This is a genomic window from Lysinibacillus sp. fkY74-1, from assembly GCF_053165895.1.
Genome location: NZ_CP170173.1, coordinates 787,807 through 812,437, shown reverse-complemented (window position 1 = coordinate 812,437; position 24,631 = coordinate 787,807). Strand labels below are relative to the sequence as shown.

Here is a 24,631-nt window from a genome sequence, read left to right as displayed (position 1 = left end):
TTTATAGGTATTAGTCGTTATTGCTTGGGAATGCAAATGTAGACGCAGTGGAAGTATTACTTGCCATCCAGCGTTCTGAAATAGTCTTTGTTTTAGTAAAAAATCGCGCCTGATCTGGACCAAACATATGCCCTTCACCAAAACGAGAGCCTTTAAAACCAGCAAAATTATGGTAGCCAACCGGAATAGGAATTGGCACATTCACCCCTACCATGCCGACATCTATTTCTGTTGTGAATTTACGAGCTGCTAATCCATCATTTGTAAAGATAGTGACACCATTTCCCAGCTCATGCTTATTAATTAGTTCAATGGCTTCCTCTAGAGAGTCCACGCGTACAACATTACGAGCAGGACCAAATACTTCCTGCTCATAAATTTCCATACCAGGCTTTACATGATCTAAAAGTGTAGGACCTACATAGAATCCTTTTGACTCTTTAACGATATCCAAAACACGACCATCACAAATAATGGACGCTCCCTCGGATTCTCCACGATCAATTGCAGCGAGTATTGCTTCTTTTGATTGTTGAGAAATAACTGGACCAAAATCTGAATCAGGATTTGTATATGGACCTACCTTCAGATTAGTAATCTTCTCTTTTAATATCGACACTAGTCGATCAGCAGTATCTTTGCCTACAGGCATGATTGTGGATATTGCCATACAACGCTGAGACGCTGCCCCATAGGCTGCCCCAATAAAGGCGTTTGCAACTTGTTCAAGATCTGCGTCTGGCATGACAACCATATTGTTTTTTCCACCGCCAAGTGCTGTTACACGTTTTCCATACTTAGAACCTGTTTCATAAATATACTTGGCAACCGGTGTAGAACCTACAAATGAAACCGCTTGCACGGTTGGGTTCTCTAAAAGTTCATTGACTGCATCTTTATCACCATTTATCACAGTCCAAATCCCATCTGGTAAGCCCGCTCTTTTCCACAGCTTACTAACATATAAAGCGGTCATTGGCACACGTTCAGATGCTTTTAAAATAACTGCATTCCCTACCGCAATAGCCATACTCGTTTGTGCTAAAGGCACCATAATTGGGAAATTAAAAGGTGAAATCGCCGCTACTACACCTAGAGGATATTTTGCTGAGTAAGCGTTTATTTGACCTCCAACATTCACAGAGTATTCCCCTTTCATGAGATGTGGGGCACCAATAGCTAAATCAACAGACTCAAGACCTCGTGTAATTTCGCCTTTGGCATCTTCCAACGTTTTTCCGCTTTCCGTGCAAATAATTTGTAATAGCTCCTCCATATTCTCAGTAATAAGATTACGGAACTTTAAGACGACTTCTGCACGTTTAGCCACGGATGTATCACGCCATAATGGAAAGGCTGCTTGAGCCTGCTCGATTGCCTCTCTTGTCTCCTCAAAATTTGCCAATGGCACTTTTGCAATAATATCACCGGTAGTTGGATTGTATACAGAACCAAATCTTCCACTTCTTCCTTCAACTAACTGTCCACCAATAAAATGCGTTAATGTTTTAACCTCTTGAGCTGTCGTCATCATCATTTCCTCCTTATAATTGTTTTATTTTACATGTATCCTTTAAGCTTAAATAAGCTGCAGACATATCATTTTCACCATAGCCCTGCTGAGCAATCTCGCTATAAAGTTCCACTAATTTTTCGCCGATTCGAAGAGATACACCAGCTTCATCAGCCATTTCCTTTGCTAGCTTTAAATCTTTCAATAAAAGATTCGTTGAAAATCCAGGTGCATAATCATTATTTTTCATATATTCCATATAGTTACGCTCATAAATCCGACTTTGACCGTAGCTATTACTTAATACCTCATATAGCGTATCTCCATCAATCCCCATTTTTTCACCAAGTACAATTGTTTCAGCTACAGCCTCTGTGTAAAACCCTATCATTAGGTTATTTAATAATTTAAGACGCGTACCTACACTTGAGGACAAACCTAGGTGATAGATATTTTTACCCACTATTCCGAATATTCGGCTTGCACTTTCATAATCTTCCTTGCTACCACCGACCATTATTGTTAGGGAGGCATTTATAGCCCCTATGACACCACCACTTACAGGTGCTCCTAAATAGCGTAATCCCAACACACTCGCTTCTTTATGTAACGAATCATTCAAATCGGGATTGACCGTACTAAAATCAATGAGTAAGGCACCTTTCTTAGCATGCTGTATAATGCCTTCTTCTGTTTGATACACCATTTCAACTATTTGAGGTGTGGGCAAGCTAGTCATTATCACATCACATTGCTTTGCAACTTCCTTTGTTGATTCAAGACCTATACCGCCAGCTGCTGTAAATAGCTCCATTGCCTTCGTATTTGTATCAAAGCCATACACTTCATAGTTTGCCTTTAATAAGTTAATAGACATTGGTAACCCCATATTTCCTAAGCCGATAAAACCTAATTTTCTATTCATTTGGATATCCCCCAATCCTTGAAAATTCAGCAATAGTGCTGGATAGTCACTAGCCAACAACAGTTTTTTATCGTAACATTAATAACGAGATACCTTTAATTGACCTGAGTCAGTGACTTCGGTCAATTAAATCATAATCAAAATAAATCCATCTCGTCAATTAAAAATTTTATATTTTCTGAATTTTTAATTTAAAAAATATTTTACAATACTTAAAATCGGAGGTAATTTGCCACTATGGAATCACTAACAAGCAGGCAAAAAAAGGCATTAGAAACTCGTGATAAATTATTAAAAACATCCCTAGATTTATTCAATAAATTCGGATTTGAACATGTTACTGTGGAACAAATTACCAAGGCTTGTCATGTCTCCAAGGGTACATTTTATACACATTTCCCCTCTAAATATGACGTTATTTTAGAAAAATTTAAAGAGCTGGATCATTTTTATAGTACTTTAGAAAAAAATATAGACCATACATTGCCAGCAAGTGAAAAAATTTTATTAGTGTATCAAGAACAAATGAAATACTTAATGAATGTTGTAGGAAAGGATCTGTTACGCACTGTGTATACTGCTGCAATGACAAATCAAGTAAAACAGGATCATTATTTAATCAATCCCGAGCGGAAGATATTTCAAATCATGAATACATATATTGAGGAAGGGCTACAACAAGGTGAACTTAGACAGGATTTATCAGCTACTGAAATACAGGCCATCATACAGCGTTGTATGCGTGCCAATGTTTATGATTGGTTAATCCATAACGAAAACTTTGACTTGGCAGCTGAGATGAACCGATTTACAGCTATTGTGTTAAACGGTCTTAAAAGTGTCAAATAAAAAAAGTAGCACCTCATCCGTTGAGTGATGAGTGCTACTTTTAACTAGCTGACGAAATATTTTTGTACAATGGTTTCAACTGGTAGTGGTTTATTATACAAATAACCTTGTCCCTTTTGACAACGGTGACGTTTGAGAAAATCAACTTGCGTGGGCTCTTCAATTCCTTCGGCAATTACCTCTAAACCTAAGTTATGAGACATCGAAATGATGGCCTTAATAATGGCCTCATTTTTGTCATCTTTAGCGATATCCCGAATAAACGATTGATCGATTTTTATAATATCAATTGGATAACGCTTTAAATAGCTTAATGAAGAATAGCCGGTTCCAAAGTCATCTACTGACACATAAACCCCTAATTGCTTTAACTCTGTAAGAATCGAAAATGTCTCATGAACATTTGTCATCGAGCTTTCTGTGATTTCTACCTCCAGAAGTTCTGCAGGCACCTCGTATTTTTTTAATGCTGCCTTTATTTTTCGTGCGAAGTTCTCTTTCCTAAACTGTTTTGGTGAAATATTGACAGCTATGCGCACAGGACGGTAGCCCTTAGATTGCCATTCTTTTTGATGACGACAAACCTCGTCAATAATCCAATCACCAATTTCAATAATTAATCCTGAAGCCTCTGCAATAGGTATAAATTGCGCAGGGGAAACAAAACCAAATTTACGGTTATTCCATCGCAATAAAGCTTCAAAGCTATTGATGCTATTATTTGTTAAGTCCATCTGAGGCTGGAGATGCAGACTAAGCTCATTAAATTCAATAGCACGTCGTAAATGTGCCTCCATTAAAGCTTCATTTGGGAAAATCGCCGTCATATCTTCACGATAATAACGATAGTGAGATCGCCCATGCTCTTTAACAGAAAATAATGCCTTATCGGCTTTCCTTACAAGTGTCTCTAAATCCTTGCCATCTGCTGGACTAAGGGATATACCGATTGAAACGCTAATAAAATATTCCTGTCCATCTATCATAAATGGCTGTTTTAAAACATTCAAAATAGCATTGGCGGTATGCTCAATTTTTTGAATAGTCGCATCTTTTAGTACAAAGATAAACTCATCACTGTTATAACGATAAAGGGCACATTTTGAATAGCAAAGTTCATTAAGTCTTTGACTAAACATACGCATGAGCTCATCCCCTTTACTTTCACCTAGGGATTCATTAAATTTTTTAAAACGATCAATATCCACTAAAATAAGGGCTGCTTGCTTGTGCTCTTGATTTTTGTCATTTAGATAATGTAACCAATGCTCCTTGAATGCCTTACGATTCCAAATGCCAGTTAATTCATCCATTAACGCTAGGTAATAAAATGCCTCATGATCATTCAGAAATGAATTTGCATCTTTAACAAATAAATGAACCCCTATAACCTCCCCATTATAATAGGTTGGGTGTGTTCTTAAGTAAAAAGGCTCTTTACTTAACAATTGGTCCTTAAATAAGCATTTTGGCATACCAAAAGCTGAACCTTCAATTGTTTTGGCAAATAATAATTTAAATTCTTTACTATATTTACTGTCCAATAATGAAAAAATATCTCGTCCTATTAAGCACTGCTGGTCTCTAGAAATTGCTGACGTAACAGCCATGTTTTGATGAATAATTCGGCCTTGTAAATCTACCGTCAGTACCGGACTTACATGTTGTTCCACGTATTGTAAATAAGGTTTTTCTTCTATTTGTGTTTCTCTCAAAATAACTGCAACCATGGATTGAGAAAAATGTTGTATATGAAGAGCAAATGCTCGTTCATAAAAACCGGTACCTAATTTCAGGACATGCTGTGTATGGACTTCTTCGTTTAGAAAATTCGACAACTGCAGCCAGCATTGCTTGGTAAAAAAACGTTCAGCGTTCGTCGCTGCTTTATCCTGCAGCTCCATAAATGATAATAGCTTATCATTAAAATCAACGACCTCGAACCTCTTTTTATCAACTATTCTCAAACAGACGACTGCATCAAACGGATTCATTTGAATGAGCTGTTGATATTCTGCAAATGGCGCTACACTCTCTCTATATTTTTTCATTCTATCCCTCACTAAGTAGCGTGTTTGCTCTATTCTTCGTCTAGCGTAGGCTTTAATGCATCTTGTAAGAAAATCTCCTGACTATTCAGCGGATCTTCACTACGATCAAAATCTTTATAATGATATTTACCATTGGAGTCTTGAATACGAGCCTTAGCAGTATCCATTAATTGTGTATTCATAATGTCAATAATACGAGTTTTTGCTTCATTTGCATATACAGGGAACAAAATTTCTACACGTTTAATCATGTTACGTGTCATCATATCAGCTGAAGATAAATATACTCTATTCTCACCATTATGATGGAACCAATAGATTCGGGAATGTTCAAGGAAACGACCAACGATACTTGTTACAGTAATGTTTTCGCTAATGCCAGGAATCCCCGGTCTAATACAGCAAATACCACGTATTATAAGTTCTACCTTTACCCCAGCAATCGAAGCCTCATATAGCTTCATCATAAGATCTTTGTCTGTCAATGAATTCATTTTAGCTCGAATAAAACCATTCCCATATTTTTTATGACAAGCAATTTCTTCATCCATTAAACGAATAAATTCATCTCGAATATCAAATGGTGCCACAACCAAGTGATTAAATGTAGGTTTTTCTGTATAGCCACTTAAATAGTTAAAGAAGTTTGTCGCATCAATCCCAAATTCTTTATCTGTCGTTATTATGCCCATATCCGTGTAAATTTTTGCAGTGGCATCATTATAATTTCCTGTGCCAAGATGAACAAAGCGTTCAATTTTTCCATTTCGACGACTAACGACTAATGTAATTTTGGAGTGTGTTTTTAAATTGTTCATCCCATAAATAACAAGGCAGCCTGCTTGCTCTAGTTGTTTTGCCCAATGCACATTATTTTCTTCATCGAATCTAGCCTTTAATTCGACTAAAACTGTTACTTGTTTGCCATTTTCAGCAGCCAGTTTCAGTGCTTGAATGATTGGTGAATTGCCACTTACTCGATATAATGTTTGTTTAATTGCTAATACATTCGGATTAACTGCTGCCTCTGAGACAAAGTCAACGATCGGTGCAAATGATTCATATGGATGATGGAAAAAGATATCTTGTGTTAATGCTTTTTCAAAAATATTTTCGTCAGATTGTAAATCTAAAGGTGGCTGTGGGATGAAGCTTTCATATTCAAGATGTTCACGGCCAACAGCTATACCTTTTACAAAAGAGAACATAAAGGTTAAATCCAAAGGACCATCAATATGGAAAACATCATTTTCTTCAATTTCAAATTCATCTAATAAATATAGAAGCACTTCCTCATTCATTTCTCCAACTCGAACTTCTAGACGGCTTCCTACTCCCCACTTTCGTTTCTTCAACTCTTTTTCAATTTCAACGAGAAGGTCCCTTGCACCCTCTTCGTGGATCGTTAAATCCGCATTCCTCGTTAAACGGAAGGCTTGCGCTGATTTTACACTATAGCCATAAAATAATTTTTCAATATGTGCTACAATGACATCCTCCAGTAGTACAACGACTGTTTTACCTTCTTCAGTAGGCACTTTGATATATCGATCTAAAACAGATGGAACTTGAACGATTGCGACTTTTTCACGACTTTCAAGATCTGATTCATCCTGCTCTAATAGGACTAGTAAATTTAGTGTTTTCCCAAGCAATGTCGGGAAGGGACGATACGCATCTACTGCTACAGGTGTTAATACTGGGAATATAGTTTCTGCAAACATCTCGTTAATAAAAGCTTTTTGTGTGCTATTTAGATCTTTCATGTCTGCAATATGTACATTATGCTGTGGTAATAAATCATAGATTAAATGGCGGTATACTTCAGTTTGTCGACGCACTAAAGCTTGTGTACGTTCTGCAATTTTCGCTAATTGTTCTTTTGGTGTTAACCCAGATTTATTCTCAGCCTTATGGAACCCTGCACGAACTTGATCTTGTAAGCCTGCCACACGCACCATAAAAAACTCATCTAGATTTGAACTAAATATAGCTAAAAATTTCAAACGCTCTAGCAGAGGATTATTCACATCCTCCGCTTCCTCTAATACACGCTCATTAAAAGCAAGCCAACTTAACTCTCGATTATTATAGTACTGAGGCTTCGCAATCTCCTCTAGTAAACGACTATGATTTTCTAAAAACTCTTCCTCATTTAGCTCATTATTCGTTATTTCAGTTGTCATCCTTATTCCATCCTTCTTCAATAAAATTGATTGTCATTGGGATTTTTAATGCTCGCTCTAAATGTTTTTTATGTCGATTAGCTTGATATTTTTCAGCTGCTGCATTGTTCTTTATATAAATATTGAGCTGTACATAGTCTTCCTCTGGATGCATATCAATTGCATGTACAACATTTCGCTTTGAGACATTTAAAGCATAGACAAATTTTAATAACGCTCCAAAATCTCTTATTTTCCGATACTCCTCACGATTCATCCAAGTAGCGAATGGGGCAGCGAATCGTTCAAAATAATCTTTATTTTTATAAGAGGCTAGAAGGGCTAGTTTGACTCTTTCTGGGTGATTTAAACCATCAATAGATTGATTCGCAATCAAATAAAAGGTATGTTGACTTGCAGAGCTTAGTTCTATATATTCACCGATATTAAATACCTTTGCTGCTTTTCTTATTAACTGCAAATCTTCCGCATTATATTGTAAATAGCCTAAATGACAACATTCGCGATACAATTGATCGGCTAAATGCATCAAATAATCGACCTCATTTTCAGTTCGACCATACTGTCGAGCAAGCCGCCTGGCATTGCCGTCAAAAACATTATATTTATCAAAAGCATTGCTATCTGTTTGTAAGATCTTTTTGATAATTAGTCCTTCACGTAATCCCTTCTTCGTTAGTTGGAAAGACTTGCTTCCTACAGTCTCCATTAATACTCTAAATACTTCTAAGGCAGGTAAAATAATATCGGCACGGTCTGATGATAGACCATCAAGCTGCCTCAATTCTTGAAAACTTAATTGGCCTAAAAATAAGCTTAATTCATCTAAATCTTCTTTTGTCATTTCGTATCCATGGACACTGGCAATGGGATAATCATGTTTTTGTTGATGAATTTGTGCAATATTACGCGCACTTCCTCCAATTGCAATGATCGGTAAACCACTATTTTGAATCCATGTTAAGGTTTGAAATTGCTCTTTTAAAAAGGCAATAAGTTCCTTCCTTTCACTGCTATTAATGATGTCTCCCTTCACAAAACGTTGCTTTAATGAAACTGTCCCAAATGGGAAACTATGTGATTGCTGAATTTCTTTATTTTCAAACAGTGTAATTTCGGTACTTCCACCACCAATATCAATCGTAACTCCTGATTTTGTGCCACTGGAAAAAGCGACAGCTACAAAGCCAAAATAAGCTTCTTCTTCTTCTGATAAAAGCTCAATTTGGATGCCAGTTCGAGCTTTCATTTCTGCTATTATTTGGTCGCGGTTGGTCGCCTGGCGGATAGCAGCAGTTGCAGCTGCCTTCACTTCTGTCACTTCAAAATCTTCTAACATCGCTTTAAATGTTTCTAAGGTCTCCGCTAACACATGGATACCTTCTTTAGACATCTCACCAGAGGGCTGTAAATATGTACGCAAACGTGCTACCGTTTTAATATTTCCAAGCTCATGAAGCCCCTCTTCATTGTTATACTGATATATCACTAAGCGAATAGTATTGGAGCCGATATCAATAATAGCTGTTTTTAATTCATTCAAATAATCACATCCTTCAAGCATCTTCAGTTTATTTTGTTCACAATATGTATACCTATACAAAAAGTCGGACCCTTTAAAGGCATCCGACTTTACTTTCATTTATTTATACTTTCAGGATACCCATTATTAAAATTGAGAAGTATCATGTAAGGCACAATTTTTACAAAATTAATTGGTCAACACGTAGGATGAGCTCTGCAATTTCTGGCTTACTAATTTGATCTTCTGCTCCTACCTGATCACCTTTATGACGAAGGTCATCTGTAATTAGACTTGAGAATATGATAACTGGAAGTTTTTGAAGATCAGGATGTTCTTTGATTTTTCTTGTCAAATGATGCCCATCCATTTGTGGCATTTCAATATCTGTTACAACTAATTGAATATGTTCTGCAATATCACTACCGCTCTTCGCTATTCCTTCTAAGTATTCATAAGCATCGCGGCCATTTTCAAAGAATTCTACATTGTCATAGCCAGCTTCATTCATCGTATCAAATAATAATTTTCGTAATAAAGGTGAATCCTCTGCAATTAAAATGCGTTTTCCAGTACGCTCACGTTTGCCCAGTTTTTTGACAGATTCTACACTTATGCCCGATTCAGGATTAATATCCACCATAATTCTTTCGAAATCGAGTAGTAGAATCATCTGTTCGTTTTGTTTAATAACACCTATAACTTGTGATGTTCCGCCTTGATACATATCTGAAGGCTTTTCAATTTGATCCCACGATATACGGTGAATTTGTGTCACGTTATCCACATGGAACACAACACGTTGCTTATTAAATTCAGCAACAATATATTTTTGTTGTGGATTACGCTCAGTACTCTGAATTCCTAATACTCGTAGCATATCCACAACTGGTAATACTTCACCTCGTAATTGAATGATTCCTTCTACATGCGGGTGCGCGTGTGGAATAAATGTTACTGGAATCGGTTGAATGATTTCTTTTACTTTAATTACATTGATACCAAATTTATTGTTAGCCACTTCAAATTCAACGATTTCTAGCTCATTTGTGCCACTTTCTAATAATATTCCTTTATGTTCCAATGCAACCCCGCTCCTTTCTCTACTTCAATTTATAATTCAATTGTATCATAGGCAATACATTTCTCCTACTTGCTATTTCCATTTTTATCATTAACTTTTAGATGTACCAACAGGCCCATAACTGTCATTACAATTAACGTCGATAGTGCGACACGGCTTGCTAGTGTACCATAATCCTTCATCCACAATGTAACTGTTCCATATACGGCTGGCCCAATAATGGAGGATACTTTCCCTGAGAAAGCAAACAAGCCGAAGAACTGTCCACGTTTCTCATTGGGTGACAATTCAATAATATAGGTCCTAGACGTTACCCACATAGAGCCAAGTGATATACCAAAAAGGCTACCTGCAAGCCAAAACATCCATTGTGCTGTGGCAAATACAGCAAACACTAAAGCGACAATCATAATTAGAGCTACCATAGTAATGGCGCGCTTAGCTCCTACTGATTTCGTTATATAGCCAAATGCCAAAGAACCTATAATCGTTGATACAGTAGAGACTAGATAAAGAATGATAAATTGACCTGAACTAAACCCAACAATGGCTGTCGCATAAACTGCCATCATTGCAATCGTAGTCGCAATAGCATCATTCAAAAAGAAATAAGCAATCATAAAAGTAAAGATAGCCTTATATTGCTTCATATCCTTGAAGGTTTGAATAATTTCCTTATAGCCATCTAAAAATTTTAAAGACTTCCTCTGTGCTTTTGGTATTGGTGTATCTTTATTAATCAAAAATAAGGGCAGCGAAAATAATAAATACAAAATTGCTGTTGGAATAAATGCACGATGAAAATCACTGCTGCCAACATACAAATAAACGAGAAGTCCAACAAGTGTACCCAAATACCCTATTGCAACACCATAGCCCGATATGAGCGGCATTTCTTCTTTCGTTCCTAAATCTCCCATCATGGAATCATAGAATACTAGACTGGAATTAAAGAAAAACTTTGCAATAACAAAACTTGCCACGACTAAAAATAAACTAAGGGGGACGCCTGAGTAATGAGTGGTAGTCTGTAGGTTAGCAAAGATCCCCATCATAAACGTAAAAAGAATGGAAATAGACGCAAACCAGACAATAAATCTCTTTTTATAGCCAGTGTTATCAATCCATACTCCGAACAGCGGAGAGAATACTACAAGTAATAAACTAGCAATGGCATTCGCGTACGAAATAAATGTACTAGCTACTTGTTGCATAACTTCATTTGTCCCTAATACCTCATCCATATAGAACGGGAAAAAAATCGTATTAATATTTGAAGAAAAAATTGTATTAGCAAAATCATAGAAGGCCCATGACAGTATTGGTAATGATAAGTAAATTGCTAACTGACTTCGATGCTGAACATCTATTGCTGAACTCTTTTTCATAAAACCCTCCCTTACATTCTCTATAATAATCCATTAATTTTTTTCCGTAATAAAAAATTTCTTTTTTTAAAGAAAATTAATATTATTTACAATATAACAGTAAATTCCCTAAAACATAACTGCTAATAGATCGAAAAACAAAGCCCTTTCTCAATTTTTTTCTAGTAAAAAAAAAGATATTCAAGCCCCCTCGCCTGAATATCTTTTTTATTATTTTTCAGTTATTGCTACCCATTCAGAAGACCATTGTTCAATTGCTTTTAACACCGGAGCAAGTGCATATCCCTTTTCCGTCAGTTCATACTCAATGACGACTGGGGTAGAAGGAATGACCGTGCGTAATACAATTTCCTCGGTCTCTAGCTCCTTTAATCGCTCAGTTAATACGCGGCTGCTTATGTTTAACTGATTTTTAATGACTGAATATCGCTGTGGACCATCTAATAATTGAAATATAAGTAAAGTATTCCAGCGATGATTTAATATTTTTAGCGCCTTTTCAAATCGAGGACAAATTTTTTTTTGATCCACGTTACAAGCCTCCATTGTTAGTAGTTCATATACAACAGTATAACACTTATTTCGACATTCAGTTCTTAAAATACATTTAGTTACTTGACAAAAGTCGTTTTTAAAAATACACTAGGTTACGAAATGTAAGTTAAAGAAAAGGAGATACAATAATATGCAAAACATTGGTTCAACTATTTTACGTGTCGTTCTTGGCATTATTTTTGCAGTACACGGCTTTCAAAAATTCCAAGGAGGTATTAGCTATACGGCAGACTTTTTTGACAGTATAGGTATACCAGGATTTATGGCGTATATCGTTGCGATTATTGAATTAGTGGGAGGTATTGCCCTTATATTAGGTTTAGCAACGAGAATTTTTGGTGCCCTACTAACAATCACTATGATTGTAGCCATTTTCACAGCTAAGCTTAGCATTGGCTTTATTGGGGCTGATGGTTTAGCCGGTTACGAATTAGATTTAGCCTTAGGTGCTATTGCTCTATACTTTACTCTAGCTGGTGCTTCTAGCCTTTCACTAGACGCCCAACTTTTTGGGAAAGAGTAATGAAAAAACCTGAAGTCTCCTCAAAATGAAGAGATTTCAGGTTTCCTATTTTAATCCAACCAAATATAACTATCTATAATGCTGAAGAAGAGCTTGTGTCCCATTATCACCATAGCCATCTTCCATCAATTTTTCATACATTTCATAGGCTAATGCCAATCCTGGTAAAGTGATTCCCATTTTCTTGGACTCATCCAAAGCAATTTTCATATCCTTCACGAAATGTTTGATATAAAAACCTGGTGCAAAGTCTTCTTTAATCATCCGTGGTGCTAAATTACTTAGAGACCAAGAGCCTGCTGCACCTGATGCAATTGACTGCAATACGGTCGGTAAATCCAGCCCTGCCTTAAGACCATAAGCCAGTGATTCGCATACCCCAATCATACCTGAAGCTATGGCAATTTGATTGCACATCTTTGCATGCTGACCAGCCCCTGCCTCACCCTGATAAACAATATTTTCCCCAAAATGCTTCATCAACGGTAAAACTTTATCGTAGGTTGTTAAATCGCCACCAATCATAATGGACAATGTACCATTTTGCGCACCGATATCACCACCTGAAACAGGTGCATCTAAAGATTCTACACTAATAGATTGAGCATGCTCATAAATTTTCTTAGCTAAAGAAGGCTCTGAAGTTGTCATATCAATAACAATGTTGCCAGGTTCAACTGTTTTGAAAAGCCCATTATCTCCAAAATAAACCTCTTCCACATCTGATGGGTAACCAACCATTGTAAATGCAATATCTTTATTTTTAAATGCTTCTGCTGGCGAACTAGCCCAAGATGCCCCTAAAGCTACTAGTGGCTCTGCTTTTTCTTTAGTTCGAGTATACACCGTCACCTCATGGTCATTCCTCAATAAGTGTTTAATAATACTTGTCCCCATAACGCCAGTCCCGATAAATGCAATACGTTGCTTTTTCATATGTACATACTCCTTTGTCATAAAGTTAGGATTCCTTCACCTAAGTGACTTGATGTTTTCAGTTTAGGCGAATAAATAAAATAATTCAAACTCTTCCTATAACTTGTACTAAAAAAAGGATGGCCTGCATATATACCGAATAAGCAAAAAAAAGAGAGCAAGTGATTGGGGGATCACTGCTCTAAAGGGGGAAATGAGAATGTTGCTGTGTTCATAGTAAGTTATTCCCCAATGAAATGCATTTTAAACATCTATTTTTATAATGTTATTACTCTGAATACTGGAACAATCTTTTTATTCGTCTTGGTCTTTTTCTTCATCGAATGCTGTCTGTCTATAATAGGTATTCATTAACTGGTCTAATCTGCGACTCAGTTGAATGGTTTTTGCATTTTGTAACCCGTTTTCAACACCAGAGCGAATCATCAACTCACGAGTTTGTTCCATTTGTTTCAAGAGTAGATTGACCATTCATACAACCCTCCACACACAAATAATCATACCATTATTATACATTTATATTTCATTTCTTACAGCATTAACTTACGACAATGTTCGACAAATTAACTCCTTGGTATTTCGTTATAAGTATAGATAATTCGTCCATTTTGCTTGGCCTCACCCCTAAAATGTTTAAATAAAGGATGTCTTACAAGTATTTCCCGAAATTCGTAAAAATCTTCCTTTTGAATTTCGATACTTCCTATTTCCCCATTTTGTAATTGTTTAAGCATATTTTCGTATTTTTCCATTAGTTTTATTCCTTTCTTTTCATCTTTTGTGTACTAAATTATGAATTATTTAAAAAAAGCTTTACGTTTACCATTTTTTCGTGCAAACTGTATATTATTAGTCGATGAAGGAGCTGACTGTCTGTGAAAATAGCTGAAGTTGGAAATATTATCGAGTTTAAAAATGGTCTCCAAGGTATTGTCGAAAAGGTAAATGAAAATTCGGTGATTGTTAACTTAACATATATGGAGAATTTTGATTCCCTTGAAATTGAAGAGAAAACGGTCGTCAATCATAAACGTTATAAAATTTTATATACGAATGAAGCTTAATAGTCTGAATAGTCCCTATTTGTCTTTATAGATGATATGGGGCTTTTTTTTTGATAAAATTAAAGCATGGAGGTCGTATATGCTAACAAATTCAAAACAAACAATACTATTACTCCTTTCTCTATTATTCGTTTATGGCATGCTTGCCTTTACCTTTGCTAACCAAGCAGTATTTTGGTACATGTATGCATTTACTTTACTAGTATGTATTGCCATTGCCATACTAGCCGGTTCTATTGAAGATCAATTACCGACATGGCAATTTTTACTCTTTGGAATTGGATACGGTACCATCACTTATGGTATTATTCGCTTCGGTTATTGGCTTGCTCCCTATATTAATAATAATTTAGTACAATCTGTTCATAAATTTTTAACAAATTATGGACCACAAAATATTTGGCACTATGCATTACTTGTTTTTATTGTTGCCATCGGCGAAGAATTGTTTTGGCGTGGTTACATTCAGCAACAATTAAAACGCTTTATGCGCCCATCTTTGGCTGTCCTAGTTACGGCAGTTTTATGTGCCATTTCCATAGCCCTAAGCGGCTTTATTCTAGGCGTGGTTGCTGCACTTGTGACAAGTATTATTTGGGGCTTCTTGTATGAATGGCGGAAAAGTATGCCACTTGTTATTGTAGCTCATGTTGTTTTTGTACTATTATTATTTTTAGTGTTACCTTTAACATCATAACATTATTATTTGGAAACATTTTAGCTTTACTAACGTTTAATTTAGAAAAGGAGGGTTTTTTATGCAAAAAAAATTAGTTTCAATTCTTGCATTATTATTAACAGCAGTACTAGTTGTAGGTTGTAATACCTCTGAAAAAACAGGGGATTCAGATGCTCAACAAAATGAGCCGTCAAATACTGCTGCCGATCAAAAACCATCTGGTGATGAAACAGCAGGTGAAGCACAAGAGGAAGAGGATACAGATACACCTGCTTCAAATGAAACAAATACAGAGGATGTTTCCAAACAGCCACAACAAGATGTGACTTACAAACAAAATGGTGTAGATAAAACAGAAAAGGCAACTGAATCTAAAAGCGTTGATCAAAGCTATAAACTACAACAACTTTCAGGATTCACATTGACACAAGAAGAGCCTGGTAAAGATATGTTAGTATCTAATGAAGATGATGAAGTGTTTATGCGTATTGAAACAATTGAGGCATCTCAATCAAGCTTTACTGAAGTAAAAACAGCAATGCAAGATTATATGAATGCTGTAGGTGAAACAGTCGCTTTAACTACTGATGAATTAGCTGTATTCAAGGATGTTCAAAATATTGAAGGTTATGTTGTAGACTTTGACACAGAGAAAGTAATTGGGGTTGTTTTTGAAAAAGATGGTCTCATTACAAAATTAACTATTCACGATAATGATAAGCAAGATTTAACAGATGCTATGATGAACATGGCAGCAACTATTTCTAAAAAATAATAATTCATACTAAGGAAGGACGATAGACAACTTGTCTCTATCGTCCTTTTATGTATGTATAAGCTCTTTGTGATATCTTACTTTTTCCACATGATAAAAAAGTTGTCTCAAATGAATGAGACAACGTTTTAATAAGATAAATCTTTAATAGAAAGGCCCATTTTCTTTAATAATGTAATAGCTTGCTCTTTTTCTTCTGAAGATAATACACTCATTATTTCATGCAAATGCTGCTCGTGTTTTGGGAATAGTTCTCCCATAAATGCTTCGCCCTCATCCGTGATTTCTGCATATGTCACACGGCGATCTGAAGGACAAGACACACGCAATAAGTAGCCTCTTTTTTCAAGCTTATCAATGACATACGTAATAGACCCACTGGCAAGTAAAATTTTATTGCCAATTTGCTGTAATGGCTGTCTTCCTTTATGATAAAGAAGCTCAAGTACAGCAAATTCAGTTGGGTTTAAACCATTATCCTGAAATAATTGATGTGTTGTCTCATTAATAGCCTTAAGTGCACGTGACAATACAATATATAATTTTAAAGATTGTTTTAAGTCTTCTGACGTCATATTCTTTTCCTCTCACTTCGCTCTTTATACTTGACATTATAGCGATATTAGAAAAGCATTGTCAAAAGCATTATCTGATTTAGAAGGTTATATTGTTGTTATTCAACCATTTTTCTCTCTTTATGTGACTAAATAGGCAGAATCTTTTGTGGACACTTCGAGTGTATCCACTTGATTAAATGTATAGATTGGGAACTGCAGATGGAAGCATGTCCCCTTCTGTAATTCACTATTAACACCTATAATTCCATCGTGCTCTTCTATAACTTTTTTCACGAAAGCAAGGCCCAGTCCTGTCCCTGATGATTTTGTCGTGTAAAAAGGCTGGAATAGGTTTTGAAGGGTTGTGCTATCCATTCCAACGCCTTCATCTTTAATTGTAAGTTCAACAATCGCGCAGTCATTTGTAGTCATTTCTACAGTAATCGTACCACCATTGTTCATGGATTCCATCGCATTTTTGATAAGATTCATTAACACTTGCTTTAATCGATTTTCATTTCCGCCGATATAAACTTGATTTGGATTTGAAATGTACTGAATCATAATATTTTTCATGAGTGCATCTGGTAACATGAACTCAATGACTTGTTTCACGATATGATCTAGTTCCAGCAACTCCACTTTCATAGTTGATGGCTTGGACAAAACTAAAAGTTCTGATAAAATTTGCTCCATTCGTTGAAGCTCACTATCAATGACAGAGAGATACATGCGTGATTCATCATCCGCATTTATCTTTAATAAATCAGTAAACCCCTTTAAAGAAGTTAATGGGTTACGAATTTCATGCGCAATACTCGCTGCCATTTGTCCAACAACATTTAAAGCATGTTGATGTTCAACTTTATGTTGAAGTTGCTTCTTCTCTGTTTCATCATTAATAACTGTGACAATAATATTATTGTATTCATCAAAGATACTGGATATTTCATAATAGCAAGTTCTACTTACTTGGGTTTCATCGACAACGTGAAGACTTGCATGTTTTTCACCCATTAATTTAGAAAGATAGGATGTAATCTGCCCTTTTTTCAATGTAAATAAATCAAATATATGCTGATGAGCTTTATGGAGTAACTGCGAGCTTTCTACTTTTAGAAACATTTCTGCATACTTATTAAGCCCAAGAATAATACCGCTAGCATCACTCACAATAACAGCATAAGGTAAGTAATCATATGCATTAAAGGATTGAGATCTTTCATGCTCTTGACTAACGTATAATTTATGGGCAACATCATCATTTAATGTTGAAATTTGCGCAACAATTTCTTCGGCATTTGGGTCATAGAAACATTTAAAAGATAACATTTCGTACTCATTCCCAACTGTGCGAATGTTGAAAATTTCTTCTGATCGTAAATCCTTTTGTAATTGTTGGACGAATTTCGCCCATTTAAATTTAGACGGCTCGTCCATAGCCAAATTACCAATAAACGTTAAATTAAGATTAAAAAGTTGGATAGCAGCCTCATTGACGTTCAAAATTTTCCCTGCTTTATTGAGTATAAGTGTTGGTGACGAAGTACTTTTCATAAGATTTCCAAAACATTGATTAATATCATTTTGCTTCAACTTTCTCACCGAACCTTTCAAAAGAGTAAGAAACCTCTAAATCGAATTTTGAGCCTTTACTATACATTATGACAGTACGATTCTATTATTACAAAATTTAGTAAATTTAAGTATTTTAAATTATTTCACGAACTGTTCACAAAATAAATAGGTAAAAAGAATTATATTGTACGTCAAATACTTGACTGATACAATTAGAAATTGAAAGGAAGATTATTGTATGAATACTATTTTAACTACTTTAAATGCAAAGTATATACACACAAACTTAGCGTTACGCTATTTAAAAGGTGCCGCTGCGCCCGAATTCAATCCAATTATAGCAGAATATACAATTAAAGACCCTGCTTTTAATATTGTATCAGATTTGTTCCAAAAAAAACCTGATATTATTGGATTTAGTTGTTATATTTGGAATATTGAAGAAACAATTCATGTCATTAAAATGTTAAAAACAGTCTGTCCAAATGTTAAAATTTTGCTTGGAGGCCCTGAAGTTTCTTACGATTCTCACCATTGGCTACGTCGTATACCTGAAGTAGATTTCATCGTGATGGGTGAAGGAGAAATTTCATTTAAACAATTGTTACGTTATTTACACGGAGAAATATTATTGGAGGAAGTTCCTGGGATTTGCTATTTGGAGGACGGGAAAGTCAAAATTCACGCTCAGCCACCTAAGATAGATTTGCGTGAATTAGCAAGTCCGTTTCGCTTTGAAGAGGACCTTCCTCATCTTGGGAAACGCATACAGTACATTGAAACAAGTAGAGGCTGTCCGTTTAGCTGCCAATTCTGTTTATCTTCAATAGAAGTTGGTGTTCGTTACTTTAACCGTGAAAAAATAAAAGAAGATATTCGTTTCTTAATGGATAATGGCGCTAGAACTATAAAATTTGTGGATCGAACGTTTAATATAAGCCGAAGTTACGCTATGGAAATGTTCCAGTTTTTAATTGATGAACATAAACCCGGTGTTGTATTCCAGTTTGAGATTACTGCCGATATTATGCGTCCTGAAGTTATCCAATTTTTAAATGACAATGCACCGAGAGGTCTATTCCGTTTCGAAATCGGTGTTCAATCCACAAACGATTTAACAAATACACTTGTACAACGTCGTCAAAACTTTGAAAAACTAAAACGAACCGTGACAATGGTTAAAGAAGGCGGAAAAATCGATCAACATTTAGATTTAATAGCAGGTTTACCAGAAGAGGATTACGCAAGCTTCCGTCAAACATTCAATGATGTTTTTGCCATGCGACCAGAAGAACTTCAACTTGGTTTTTTAAAACTTTTACGTGGTACAGGCCTTCGAGTGGAGGCTGAAAAGTTTGGTTATACGTACGTTGACCTAGCTCCTTATGAAATCTTTTCTAATAATGTCCTCACATTTGATGATATTGTTCGCATTAAACATGCAGAGGATGTTCTAGAGAAATATTGGAATGATCATCGTATGGACCATACAATCGAATATTTAGTGACAGAGGTCTTCGATACACCTTTTGACTTTTTCCAAAGCTTTGGTACGTATTGGGAAACTAAAGGATGGTCCCGTATTGGCCATCAATTAGAAGATTTATTCCGTCGTTTACTAATGTTCTTAGAAACTGTGGATGGTGCAAATTTAAACATTATTCAGAGCTTAATGCAACTAGATTATCTAACGGCTCAGCAATTCCAACCACGTAAATTATGGTGGAAGGAACGTCCAACAGAAGAGCAACAAAAATTAATCTATCAGACATTACGTGAAAATCCAGCTATCGCAGGTGAGGAATTTGCAGACTTTAAACTCACTGAGAAAGAGCTATTTAAGCATACTTTGGTCATCCCGCATTCTCTCAATTATGATGATTTCCTGAATGGCAAAATTGTACAAAAAGATGGCTATCTCTTAACCTATTTCCGTCATGGTCAAGCTCCTTACTTTGCAACAATCCACACTCTTTAATAAGAAACGCTAGACTGATTTAACGATCAGGACTAGCTTTTTTTATTTGTCTTAAACAATTCTTAAAGATACACTCAAAAGGAAATGTAGAGCTTCTATCGCTTTTCTGCATCCTTAATCTAGTAGTCAAGTATTCACAGCGAATCTAAAAATGATTAGGGCAAATTTCTTAAAGGTAGACGATTTATAGGTTGAAAATATACCCAATTAAAATTTCCATACTCGGGAAATTAATTTTTAAATTTTCTAAAAATTTTGTGACAGTTTACTCATTTAGACATTTTGGTAACGAATGGAGCCCTTATATTCTACGCCAAAAATCTGGTCGTCTTAGAATATCAGCCAATAATTTCACATTTATTAGTATGGTGTTTTTATGTATTTTTCATTTTATTGGAACTACCTAGTCCTTTTCAATAGTTAATTTTCGATTTTAAAAAAAGTATATGATTTATTAATAGATGGTTTTTTAGTGTATAGACATCTGTAATGACAATATTCGACAATTTTATTTCTTTCTTCTATATATAATAGAAGAAAGTCCTTTACCCTTCTATGCTATTACCAGCTACCGATAAGAGGATAGATTCGAATGACAGCTTTAAATATGAATACACAATCATGCAGCTATGAAGCTCCCTAACATGAACACTAATACTTAATGACTTTGACAAAAAAGGGCAATATCAACATTCCCCCTCAACAGTTTCTTATATATCAACGTTCTGAAGGTGTTATCCTTTAAAACCTCTAATTCATTTAACAGATTTAGTGTAGTTGGCGTATTATAGTGTCATTACATTTGTCTTGACGTATTTCGACAGGAAGTCATTAACTTCACTGACAACACCTACTAGTATTAATACAATTTTATTGTATGGCCTTCATGTATTGGAAAGGTGGAAATTAAAATGTATATTTGAACAAATAAAAGAACATCAAATACCTGTAGGATGATATTAAAAAAAGGAATTCCAACTAGTTACTGAGCAATTTACTGATGATGAAATCATAGAAGGGTCCGCAGTCTTCCCGCCCCCGCCTGCAACATCATCAATTCCAATTGACGAATTAATAAAAATTAAATGAACTTATGGTTGCCAGTATTTTAATAAAAGAAGATTTGATACGAAGAAGAAACAACTTTTAGGTATCTAGGTTTAAAGCTGCTCTGGCCTTAATACGTATATTAATTGATTATAGGACTTGAAGGATTTAAAGCAACTAATTAATACAAAAGAAAAGGACTTACAAAGTGAATAAACAGAAAAGACCAGATACGAACATTTTATGATCGCCTGGTTGACTATTTTAATGATTTAAAAGCAGTGATGAGTACTCTTTACTTTAAACTTCAATGGCTCAAAAACATCAGTTGATGACTTTGCTTCTACTTCCACATACCAGCGCCTTCGCCCCTTCTAGGTATTTTGCATATTCTAATTGATTTTTGATAATGACCTTATGGGGGCAAAAAGGGGCAATCCCACGATTACCCCTCAACAAATCCTTATATATCAATGTTCTGAAAGTGTTATCCGATTATTACGCGTTCCTTTGGATAATGGAATTTCGATTTCTTACCTCGTCCACCACCGCCAAGTGTATAAAGGAAGGATATTAAGCCGACTCGACCAATGAACATTAAAATAATAATAATAATTTTACCAATGACTGATAAATCAGAAGTTATTCCTAATGACATACCACAAGTACCGAACGCAGAGGTGATTTCAAAAATAATTTGAATAAGGGAGGCATGTGGCTCTGTAATAAGCAAAATAATCGTTGCAATTAAAACCATGAAAAAGGCTAATAAGATGACAACGAAGGAGCGGAAAACATCAATTAAATGAATTTCTCGCCCAAACACTTGAATATCCTCTCTCCCTCTTGCAAATGTAATTAAAAATAATATGGCTATGGCAAAAGTAGTTGTTCGAATTCCTCCCCCCACTGAACTTGGAGAAGAACCTATGAACATGAGAAAGCTCATAAAAATATCTGTCGCCTCACTAAATGTCGTCACATCATAAGTTGTAAGCCCAGCAGATCTTGTAGATACAGAATGGAACATTGCTGAAAAAAGCGCCTCATGCCAGGACATTTCCTTGAAAGAATGGAAGGATTCGAGAAGTAAAATGACCAGAGCACCTACAACAAATAGAATGGCATAAGTAGACGTAGTGATTTTTGTAAACAAGCTAAATCGAAAATTCGCATGTCGCTTGAGTAAGAAAGTCTTTAGTTCAATTAATACTGGGAAACCGATTGCCCCTAACACAATAAGTACCATTGTCACCAACTGAACAAAATAATCATCATGGAATGGCAATAAGCTCATTCCCGTAATATCAAATCCTCCATTGGTCGTAGCAGAAATTGAAGCAAAGATTCCATGTAAAAATGCTTCTTCTAACGTATCAAAATAATTGGTAAAATGGAGCGTTAAGATAACCGTACCTGCTACCTCGATACCAATTAGTATTTTTAAAATTTCACGTATTAATTTCACAACACCAGACAAATTGTACTGATTATGGTCAATCATAATTAACTGACGCTCGCGCATCCCTATTTTTTTCCCAACTAATAGCCACACAAAGGTACCCAGTGACATAATACCAATTGCGCCTAACTGTAAAATAACAAGAATCATCACAAGTCCAAATTTCGTATACGTTTCGGAAATATTAATGGTTGTTAAACCAGTTACACTTACTGCACTTACCGCCGTAAATAGACTATCTAAAAAGGAAACCTTTACTCCTTCTTGATGAACCCCTGGAAGCCGTAATAACAGGAAGGAAATCGCTATCGCTATGAAATAATAAGATACAAGTACCTGAAATGGTGTGACAAGTCTATTGGAAGTTTTTTTCCAAGGCACTTTAACAACCCCTCTACATATGATGCCCAACTAGATAGATTATAGTATAGAAAAAATACAAGAAAAAAGAAAGAGGAATAGTGATTACTATACTTTTCGACTCGATAAAAGAATAAATATAATTGGATGATTCGAAATACTTTTTTCATTTTGGAGGTGAAGTTTTGAATAAGTGGTTAAAGGCTTGGAGTATTTTTATTTTTACAATTGGAGGCTTATTAGTAGTACTACTAATTGGTTTGATATAGATAGTGGAAATAATAAAAAATGTATAAAGCGGCTTGCGCTCTGAATTCTAAGGACTCAAGCCGTTTAATTGTTTCTGGTAGCGATATTGATTTTAAAATAAATAGCGTCATTTATCGCTGAATCTAACTCTCCATTGAATATAGTCTTCCAAAGCCGCTCATTTTAACTCTTTTGATTAAATTTCACATGAAGTAGCTGCCTGTAATTCATCACGTCCATTTGCCTCATATTTCATTTTCCAGCTATATAAAGTTTGAGGTTGTAATGAAAACCTTTCGTACAATGGCCAGATAGTAAAGTGACCTTCCTCGAACAATTGAAGGATATGTCATTTTAACTCGATTGGATGTTTATTTCATCCAAAAAATGCTCCCCTTAGATAAACAAATTTTATTTTTAATCTGTCTATCTAATAGGGAGCATATCCAATTTTTCGATGGCTTTTGTCTACTGACTAATAGCTATTTTTTATTTCGAACACCTACTATATAGCCGAAAAATGCTATGCCTAGTAAGACAATCCAGAATGTTAACTCCCATGCAGTGGAATGCGGGAATTCTGCAGGTAATATCCCTACTTTTTCGTGGGCTAATGTTAAAACAACGAGCTTTACCCCTACCCAGCCAACGATTAAAAATGCTGCTGTTTCAAGTGAAGGATAATCATTTAATACTTTAACAAACCATTGGGCAGCAAAACGCATCATAATAACCCCGATAAAACCGCCTAGGAGCATAACGATAAATTGTCCACCATTGATGCCACCGATATCAAAATTCCCTAAATGAGGCAACGTGACAGCGATAGCCACTGCTGCCAGCATTGAATCAATAGCAAATGCAATATCTGCTGCTTCTACTTTGAGTACAGTTAACCAGAATCCAGACCCCTTTTTCCCAGCCTTTTCACTCGTATCTTCTTCCTCATCATTTTTATGTTTGCGCAAATCATAAATATTTTTCGCCGACATAAATAGCAGATAAGCCGCACCTACTGCTTGTATTTGCCAATAGTTTACTAAAACAGTAATGACAAAAAGAGCAGCGAATCGAAAAATCAGAGCACCAAATAATCCGTAAAATAACGCTTTTTTTTGTTGTTCTTGCGGTAAATGTTTGACCATTACAGCCATTACTACTGCATTATCAGCCGCTAGTAAACCCTCTAAAACAACTAGGACAATTAAAACCCAGCCGTATTGTAATATTATTGCTTCCATTTATGCTAGTGCCTCCTCTAAGCTCGAAATACCCCAAAATGACTTGTTCCACTAAAGTTACAAAAGAAAAAAACCCCTGCCTTAAGTGGCAAAGGTCTCGCTAAGTAAA

21 protein-coding genes are annotated in these 24,631 nt (G+C 35.6%); 6 read left to right on the top strand and 15 right to left on the bottom strand.

What is annotated here, in order from left to right; genetic code table 11:
- Positions 1-10: 10 nt before the first annotated feature.
- Both ACE1MS_RS03735 and ACE1MS_RS03730 read right to left on the bottom strand, forming a co-directional pair.
- A complete protein-coding gene (locus tag ACE1MS_RS03735) occupies positions 11-1,531 on the bottom strand; it encodes a CoA-acylating methylmalonate-semialdehyde dehydrogenase (protein ID WP_447402709.1) in 1,521 nt (506 codons plus the stop codon).
- Positions 1,532-1,544: 13 nt separating this feature from the next.
- Entirely contained in the window at positions 1,545-2,438 is an 894-nt protein-coding gene (locus ACE1MS_RS03730; protein ID WP_198695128.1) for an NAD(P)-dependent oxidoreductase, read from the bottom strand.
- 237 nt (positions 2,439-2,675) lie between these two features.
- Here ACE1MS_RS03730 and ACE1MS_RS03725 point away from each other — a divergent pair, with 237 nt between their 5' ends.
- On the top strand, positions 2,676-3,287 hold the full coding sequence (locus ACE1MS_RS03725) for a TetR/AcrR family transcriptional regulator (RefSeq protein ID WP_031418826.1): 612 nt from the start codon (positions 2,676-2,678) through the stop codon (positions 3,285-3,287).
- 44 nt (positions 3,288-3,331) lie between these two features.
- Here the strand turns inward: ACE1MS_RS03725 and ACE1MS_RS03720 are convergent, their stop codons facing one another.
- The 6 genes from ACE1MS_RS03720 to ACE1MS_RS03695 form a co-directional block, all read right to left on the bottom strand.
- Entirely contained in the window at positions 3,332-5,338 is a 2,007-nt protein-coding gene (locus ACE1MS_RS03720; RefSeq protein WP_036167288.1) for a putative bifunctional diguanylate cyclase/phosphodiesterase, read from the bottom strand.
- 29 nt (positions 5,339-5,367) lie between these two features.
- The gene (locus ACE1MS_RS03715; protein WP_012293036.1) at positions 5,368-7,524 is read right to left on the bottom strand and encodes an RNA degradosome polyphosphate kinase; all 2,157 of its coding nucleotides are present in this window, start codon (positions 7,522-7,524) and stop codon (positions 5,368-5,370) included.
- Positions 7,514-9,067: a Ppx/GppA family phosphatase gene (locus ACE1MS_RS03710; protein ID WP_036160877.1), complete on the bottom strand. Its 1,554-nt coding sequence runs from the start codon at positions 9,065-9,067 to the stop codon at positions 7,514-7,516. The genes ACE1MS_RS03715 and ACE1MS_RS03710 overlap by 11 nt, the downstream gene beginning before the upstream one ends.
- A gap of 160 nt (positions 9,068-9,227) precedes the next feature.
- The gene (locus ACE1MS_RS03705) at positions 9,228-10,130 is read right to left on the bottom strand and encodes a chemotaxis protein (RefSeq protein ID WP_012293034.1); all 903 of its coding nucleotides are present in this window, start codon (positions 10,128-10,130) and stop codon (positions 9,228-9,230) included.
- A 65-nt stretch (positions 10,131-10,195) separates the two neighbouring features.
- Entirely contained in the window at positions 10,196-11,518 is a 1,323-nt protein-coding gene (locus tag ACE1MS_RS03700; RefSeq protein WP_198695115.1) for an MFS transporter, read from the bottom strand.
- Positions 11,519-11,728: 210 nt separating this feature from the next.
- Positions 11,729-12,049 carry a winged helix-turn-helix transcriptional regulator gene (locus ACE1MS_RS03695; RefSeq protein ID WP_012293032.1) on the bottom strand — a complete coding sequence of 107 codons (321 nt, stop codon included), beginning with the start codon at positions 12,047-12,049 and terminating at the stop codon, positions 11,729-11,731.
- A 154-nt stretch (positions 12,050-12,203) separates the two neighbouring features.
- Between ACE1MS_RS03695 and ACE1MS_RS03690 the strand changes: the two genes are divergently transcribed.
- Entirely contained in the window at positions 12,204-12,596 is a 393-nt protein-coding gene (locus ACE1MS_RS03690) for a DoxX family protein (protein WP_012293031.1), read from the top strand.
- A 69-nt stretch (positions 12,597-12,665) separates the two neighbouring features.
- Here the strand turns inward: ACE1MS_RS03690 and ACE1MS_RS03685 are convergent, their stop codons facing one another.
- The 3 genes from ACE1MS_RS03685 to ACE1MS_RS03675 form a co-directional block, all read right to left on the bottom strand.
- Entirely contained in the window at positions 12,666-13,532 is an 867-nt protein-coding gene (locus tag ACE1MS_RS03685; RefSeq protein ID WP_031418822.1) for an NAD(P)-dependent oxidoreductase, read from the bottom strand.
- A 294-nt stretch (positions 13,533-13,826) separates the two neighbouring features.
- Positions 13,827-14,003, bottom strand: a complete 177-nt coding sequence (locus tag ACE1MS_RS03680) for an aspartyl-phosphate phosphatase Spo0E family protein (RefSeq protein WP_008174142.1) — start codon at positions 14,001-14,003, stop codon at positions 13,827-13,829.
- Between the two features lie 92 nt (positions 14,004-14,095).
- A complete protein-coding gene (locus ACE1MS_RS03675; protein ID WP_012293028.1) occupies positions 14,096-14,284 on the bottom strand; it encodes a hypothetical protein in 189 nt (62 codons plus the stop codon).
- A 123-nt stretch (positions 14,285-14,407) separates the two neighbouring features.
- Between ACE1MS_RS03675 and ACE1MS_RS03670 the strand changes: the two genes are divergently transcribed.
- From ACE1MS_RS03670 to ACE1MS_RS03660, 3 genes are all read left to right on the top strand, one after another.
- Positions 14,408-14,596 (top strand): YkvS family protein, encoded by a 189-nt coding sequence (locus ACE1MS_RS03670; RefSeq protein ID WP_004224583.1) that lies wholly within the window; start codon positions 14,408-14,410, stop codon positions 14,594-14,596.
- A 79-nt stretch (positions 14,597-14,675) separates the two neighbouring features.
- Complete coding sequence (locus tag ACE1MS_RS03665) at positions 14,676-15,293, top strand: CPBP family intramembrane glutamic endopeptidase (RefSeq protein WP_012293027.1); 618 nt, start codon at positions 14,676-14,678, stop codon at positions 15,291-15,293.
- Positions 15,294-15,354: 61 nt separating this feature from the next.
- Positions 15,355-16,050, top strand: coding sequence for a hypothetical protein (locus ACE1MS_RS03660; RefSeq protein ID WP_031418820.1), 696 nt, complete (start codon positions 15,355-15,357; stop codon positions 16,048-16,050).
- Between the two features lie 128 nt (positions 16,051-16,178).
- Here the strand turns inward: ACE1MS_RS03660 and ACE1MS_RS03655 are convergent, their stop codons facing one another.
- Both ACE1MS_RS03655 and ACE1MS_RS03650 read right to left on the bottom strand, forming a co-directional pair.
- Positions 16,179-16,625: a MarR family winged helix-turn-helix transcriptional regulator gene (locus ACE1MS_RS03655; RefSeq protein WP_008174146.1), complete on the bottom strand. Its 447-nt coding sequence runs from the start codon at positions 16,623-16,625 to the stop codon at positions 16,179-16,181.
- A gap of 120 nt (positions 16,626-16,745) precedes the next feature.
- On the bottom strand, positions 16,746-18,113 hold the full coding sequence (locus ACE1MS_RS03650) for an ATP-binding protein (protein WP_230584346.1): 1,368 nt from the start codon (positions 18,111-18,113) through the stop codon (positions 16,746-16,748).
- 310 nt (positions 18,114-18,423) lie between these two features.
- Between ACE1MS_RS03650 and ACE1MS_RS03645 the strand changes: the two genes are divergently transcribed.
- Positions 18,424-20,163 (top strand): B12-binding domain-containing radical SAM protein, encoded by a 1,740-nt coding sequence (locus tag ACE1MS_RS03645; protein ID WP_012293022.1) that lies wholly within the window; start codon positions 18,424-18,426, stop codon positions 20,161-20,163.
- 1,534 nt (positions 20,164-21,697) lie between these two features.
- On the opposite strand, the gene ACE1MS_RS03640 is transcribed toward ACE1MS_RS03645, so the two are convergent.
- Together ACE1MS_RS03640 and ACE1MS_RS03635 are read right to left on the bottom strand one after the other, a co-directional pair.
- The gene (locus tag ACE1MS_RS03640; RefSeq protein WP_012293021.1) at positions 21,698-23,053 is read right to left on the bottom strand and encodes a TrkH family potassium uptake protein; all 1,356 of its coding nucleotides are present in this window, start codon (positions 23,051-23,053) and stop codon (positions 21,698-21,700) included.
- A gap of 710 nt (positions 23,054-23,763) precedes the next feature.
- Positions 23,764-24,522, bottom strand: a complete 759-nt coding sequence (locus ACE1MS_RS03635) for a TerC family protein (RefSeq protein WP_012293018.1) — start codon at positions 24,520-24,522, stop codon at positions 23,764-23,766.
- Positions 24,523-24,631 lie beyond the last annotated feature (109 nt).

What these genes read in the sequence shown, in the direction of transcription:
- ACE1MS_RS03735 (WP_447402709.1), bottom strand. Translation starts at nt 1,531, where the DNA reads ATGACGACAGCTCAAGAGGTTAAAACATTAACGCATTTTATTGGTGGA.
- ACE1MS_RS03730 (WP_198695128.1), bottom strand. Translation starts at nt 2,438, where the DNA reads ATGAATAGAAAATTAGGTTTTATCGGCTTAGGAAATATGGGGTTACCA.
- ACE1MS_RS03725 (WP_031418826.1), top strand. Translation starts at nt 2,676, where the DNA reads ATGGAATCACTAACAAGCAGGCAAAAAAAGGCATTAGAAACTCGTGAT.
- ACE1MS_RS03720 (WP_036167288.1), bottom strand. Translation starts at nt 5,338, where the DNA reads ATGAAAAAATATAGAGAGAGTGTAGCGCCATTTGCAGAATATCAACAG.
- ACE1MS_RS03715 (WP_012293036.1), bottom strand. Translation starts at nt 7,524, where the DNA reads ATGACAACTGAAATAACGAATAATGAGCTAAATGAGGAAGAGTTTTTA.
- ACE1MS_RS03700 (WP_198695115.1), bottom strand. Translation starts at nt 11,518, where the DNA reads ATGAAAAAGAGTTCAGCAATAGATGTTCAGCATCGAAGTCAGTTAGCA.
- ACE1MS_RS03690 (WP_012293031.1), top strand. Translation starts at nt 12,204, where the DNA reads ATGCAAAACATTGGTTCAACTATTTTACGTGTCGTTCTTGGCATTATT.
- ACE1MS_RS03685 (WP_031418822.1), bottom strand. Translation starts at nt 13,532, where the DNA reads ATGAAAAAGCAACGTATTGCATTTATCGGGACTGGCGTTATGGGGACA.
- ACE1MS_RS03680 (WP_008174142.1), bottom strand. Translation starts at nt 14,003, where the DNA reads ATGGTCAATCTACTCTTGAAACAAATGGAACAAACTCGTGAGTTGATG.
- ACE1MS_RS03675 (WP_012293028.1), bottom strand. Translation starts at nt 14,284, where the DNA reads ATGGAAAAATACGAAAATATGCTTAAACAATTACAAAATGGGGAAATA.
- ACE1MS_RS03665 (WP_012293027.1), top strand. Translation starts at nt 14,676, where the DNA reads ATGCTAACAAATTCAAAACAAACAATACTATTACTCCTTTCTCTATTA.
- ACE1MS_RS03660 (WP_031418820.1), top strand. Translation starts at nt 15,355, where the DNA reads ATGCAAAAAAAATTAGTTTCAATTCTTGCATTATTATTAACAGCAGTA.
- ACE1MS_RS03655 (WP_008174146.1), bottom strand. Translation starts at nt 16,625, where the DNA reads ATGACGTCAGAAGACTTAAAACAATCTTTAAAATTATATATTGTATTG.
- ACE1MS_RS03645 (WP_012293022.1), top strand. Translation starts at nt 18,424, where the DNA reads ATGAATACTATTTTAACTACTTTAAATGCAAAGTATATACACACAAAC.
- ACE1MS_RS03635 (WP_012293018.1), bottom strand. Translation starts at nt 24,522, where the DNA reads ATGGAAGCAATAATATTACAATACGGCTGGGTTTTAATTGTCCTAGTT.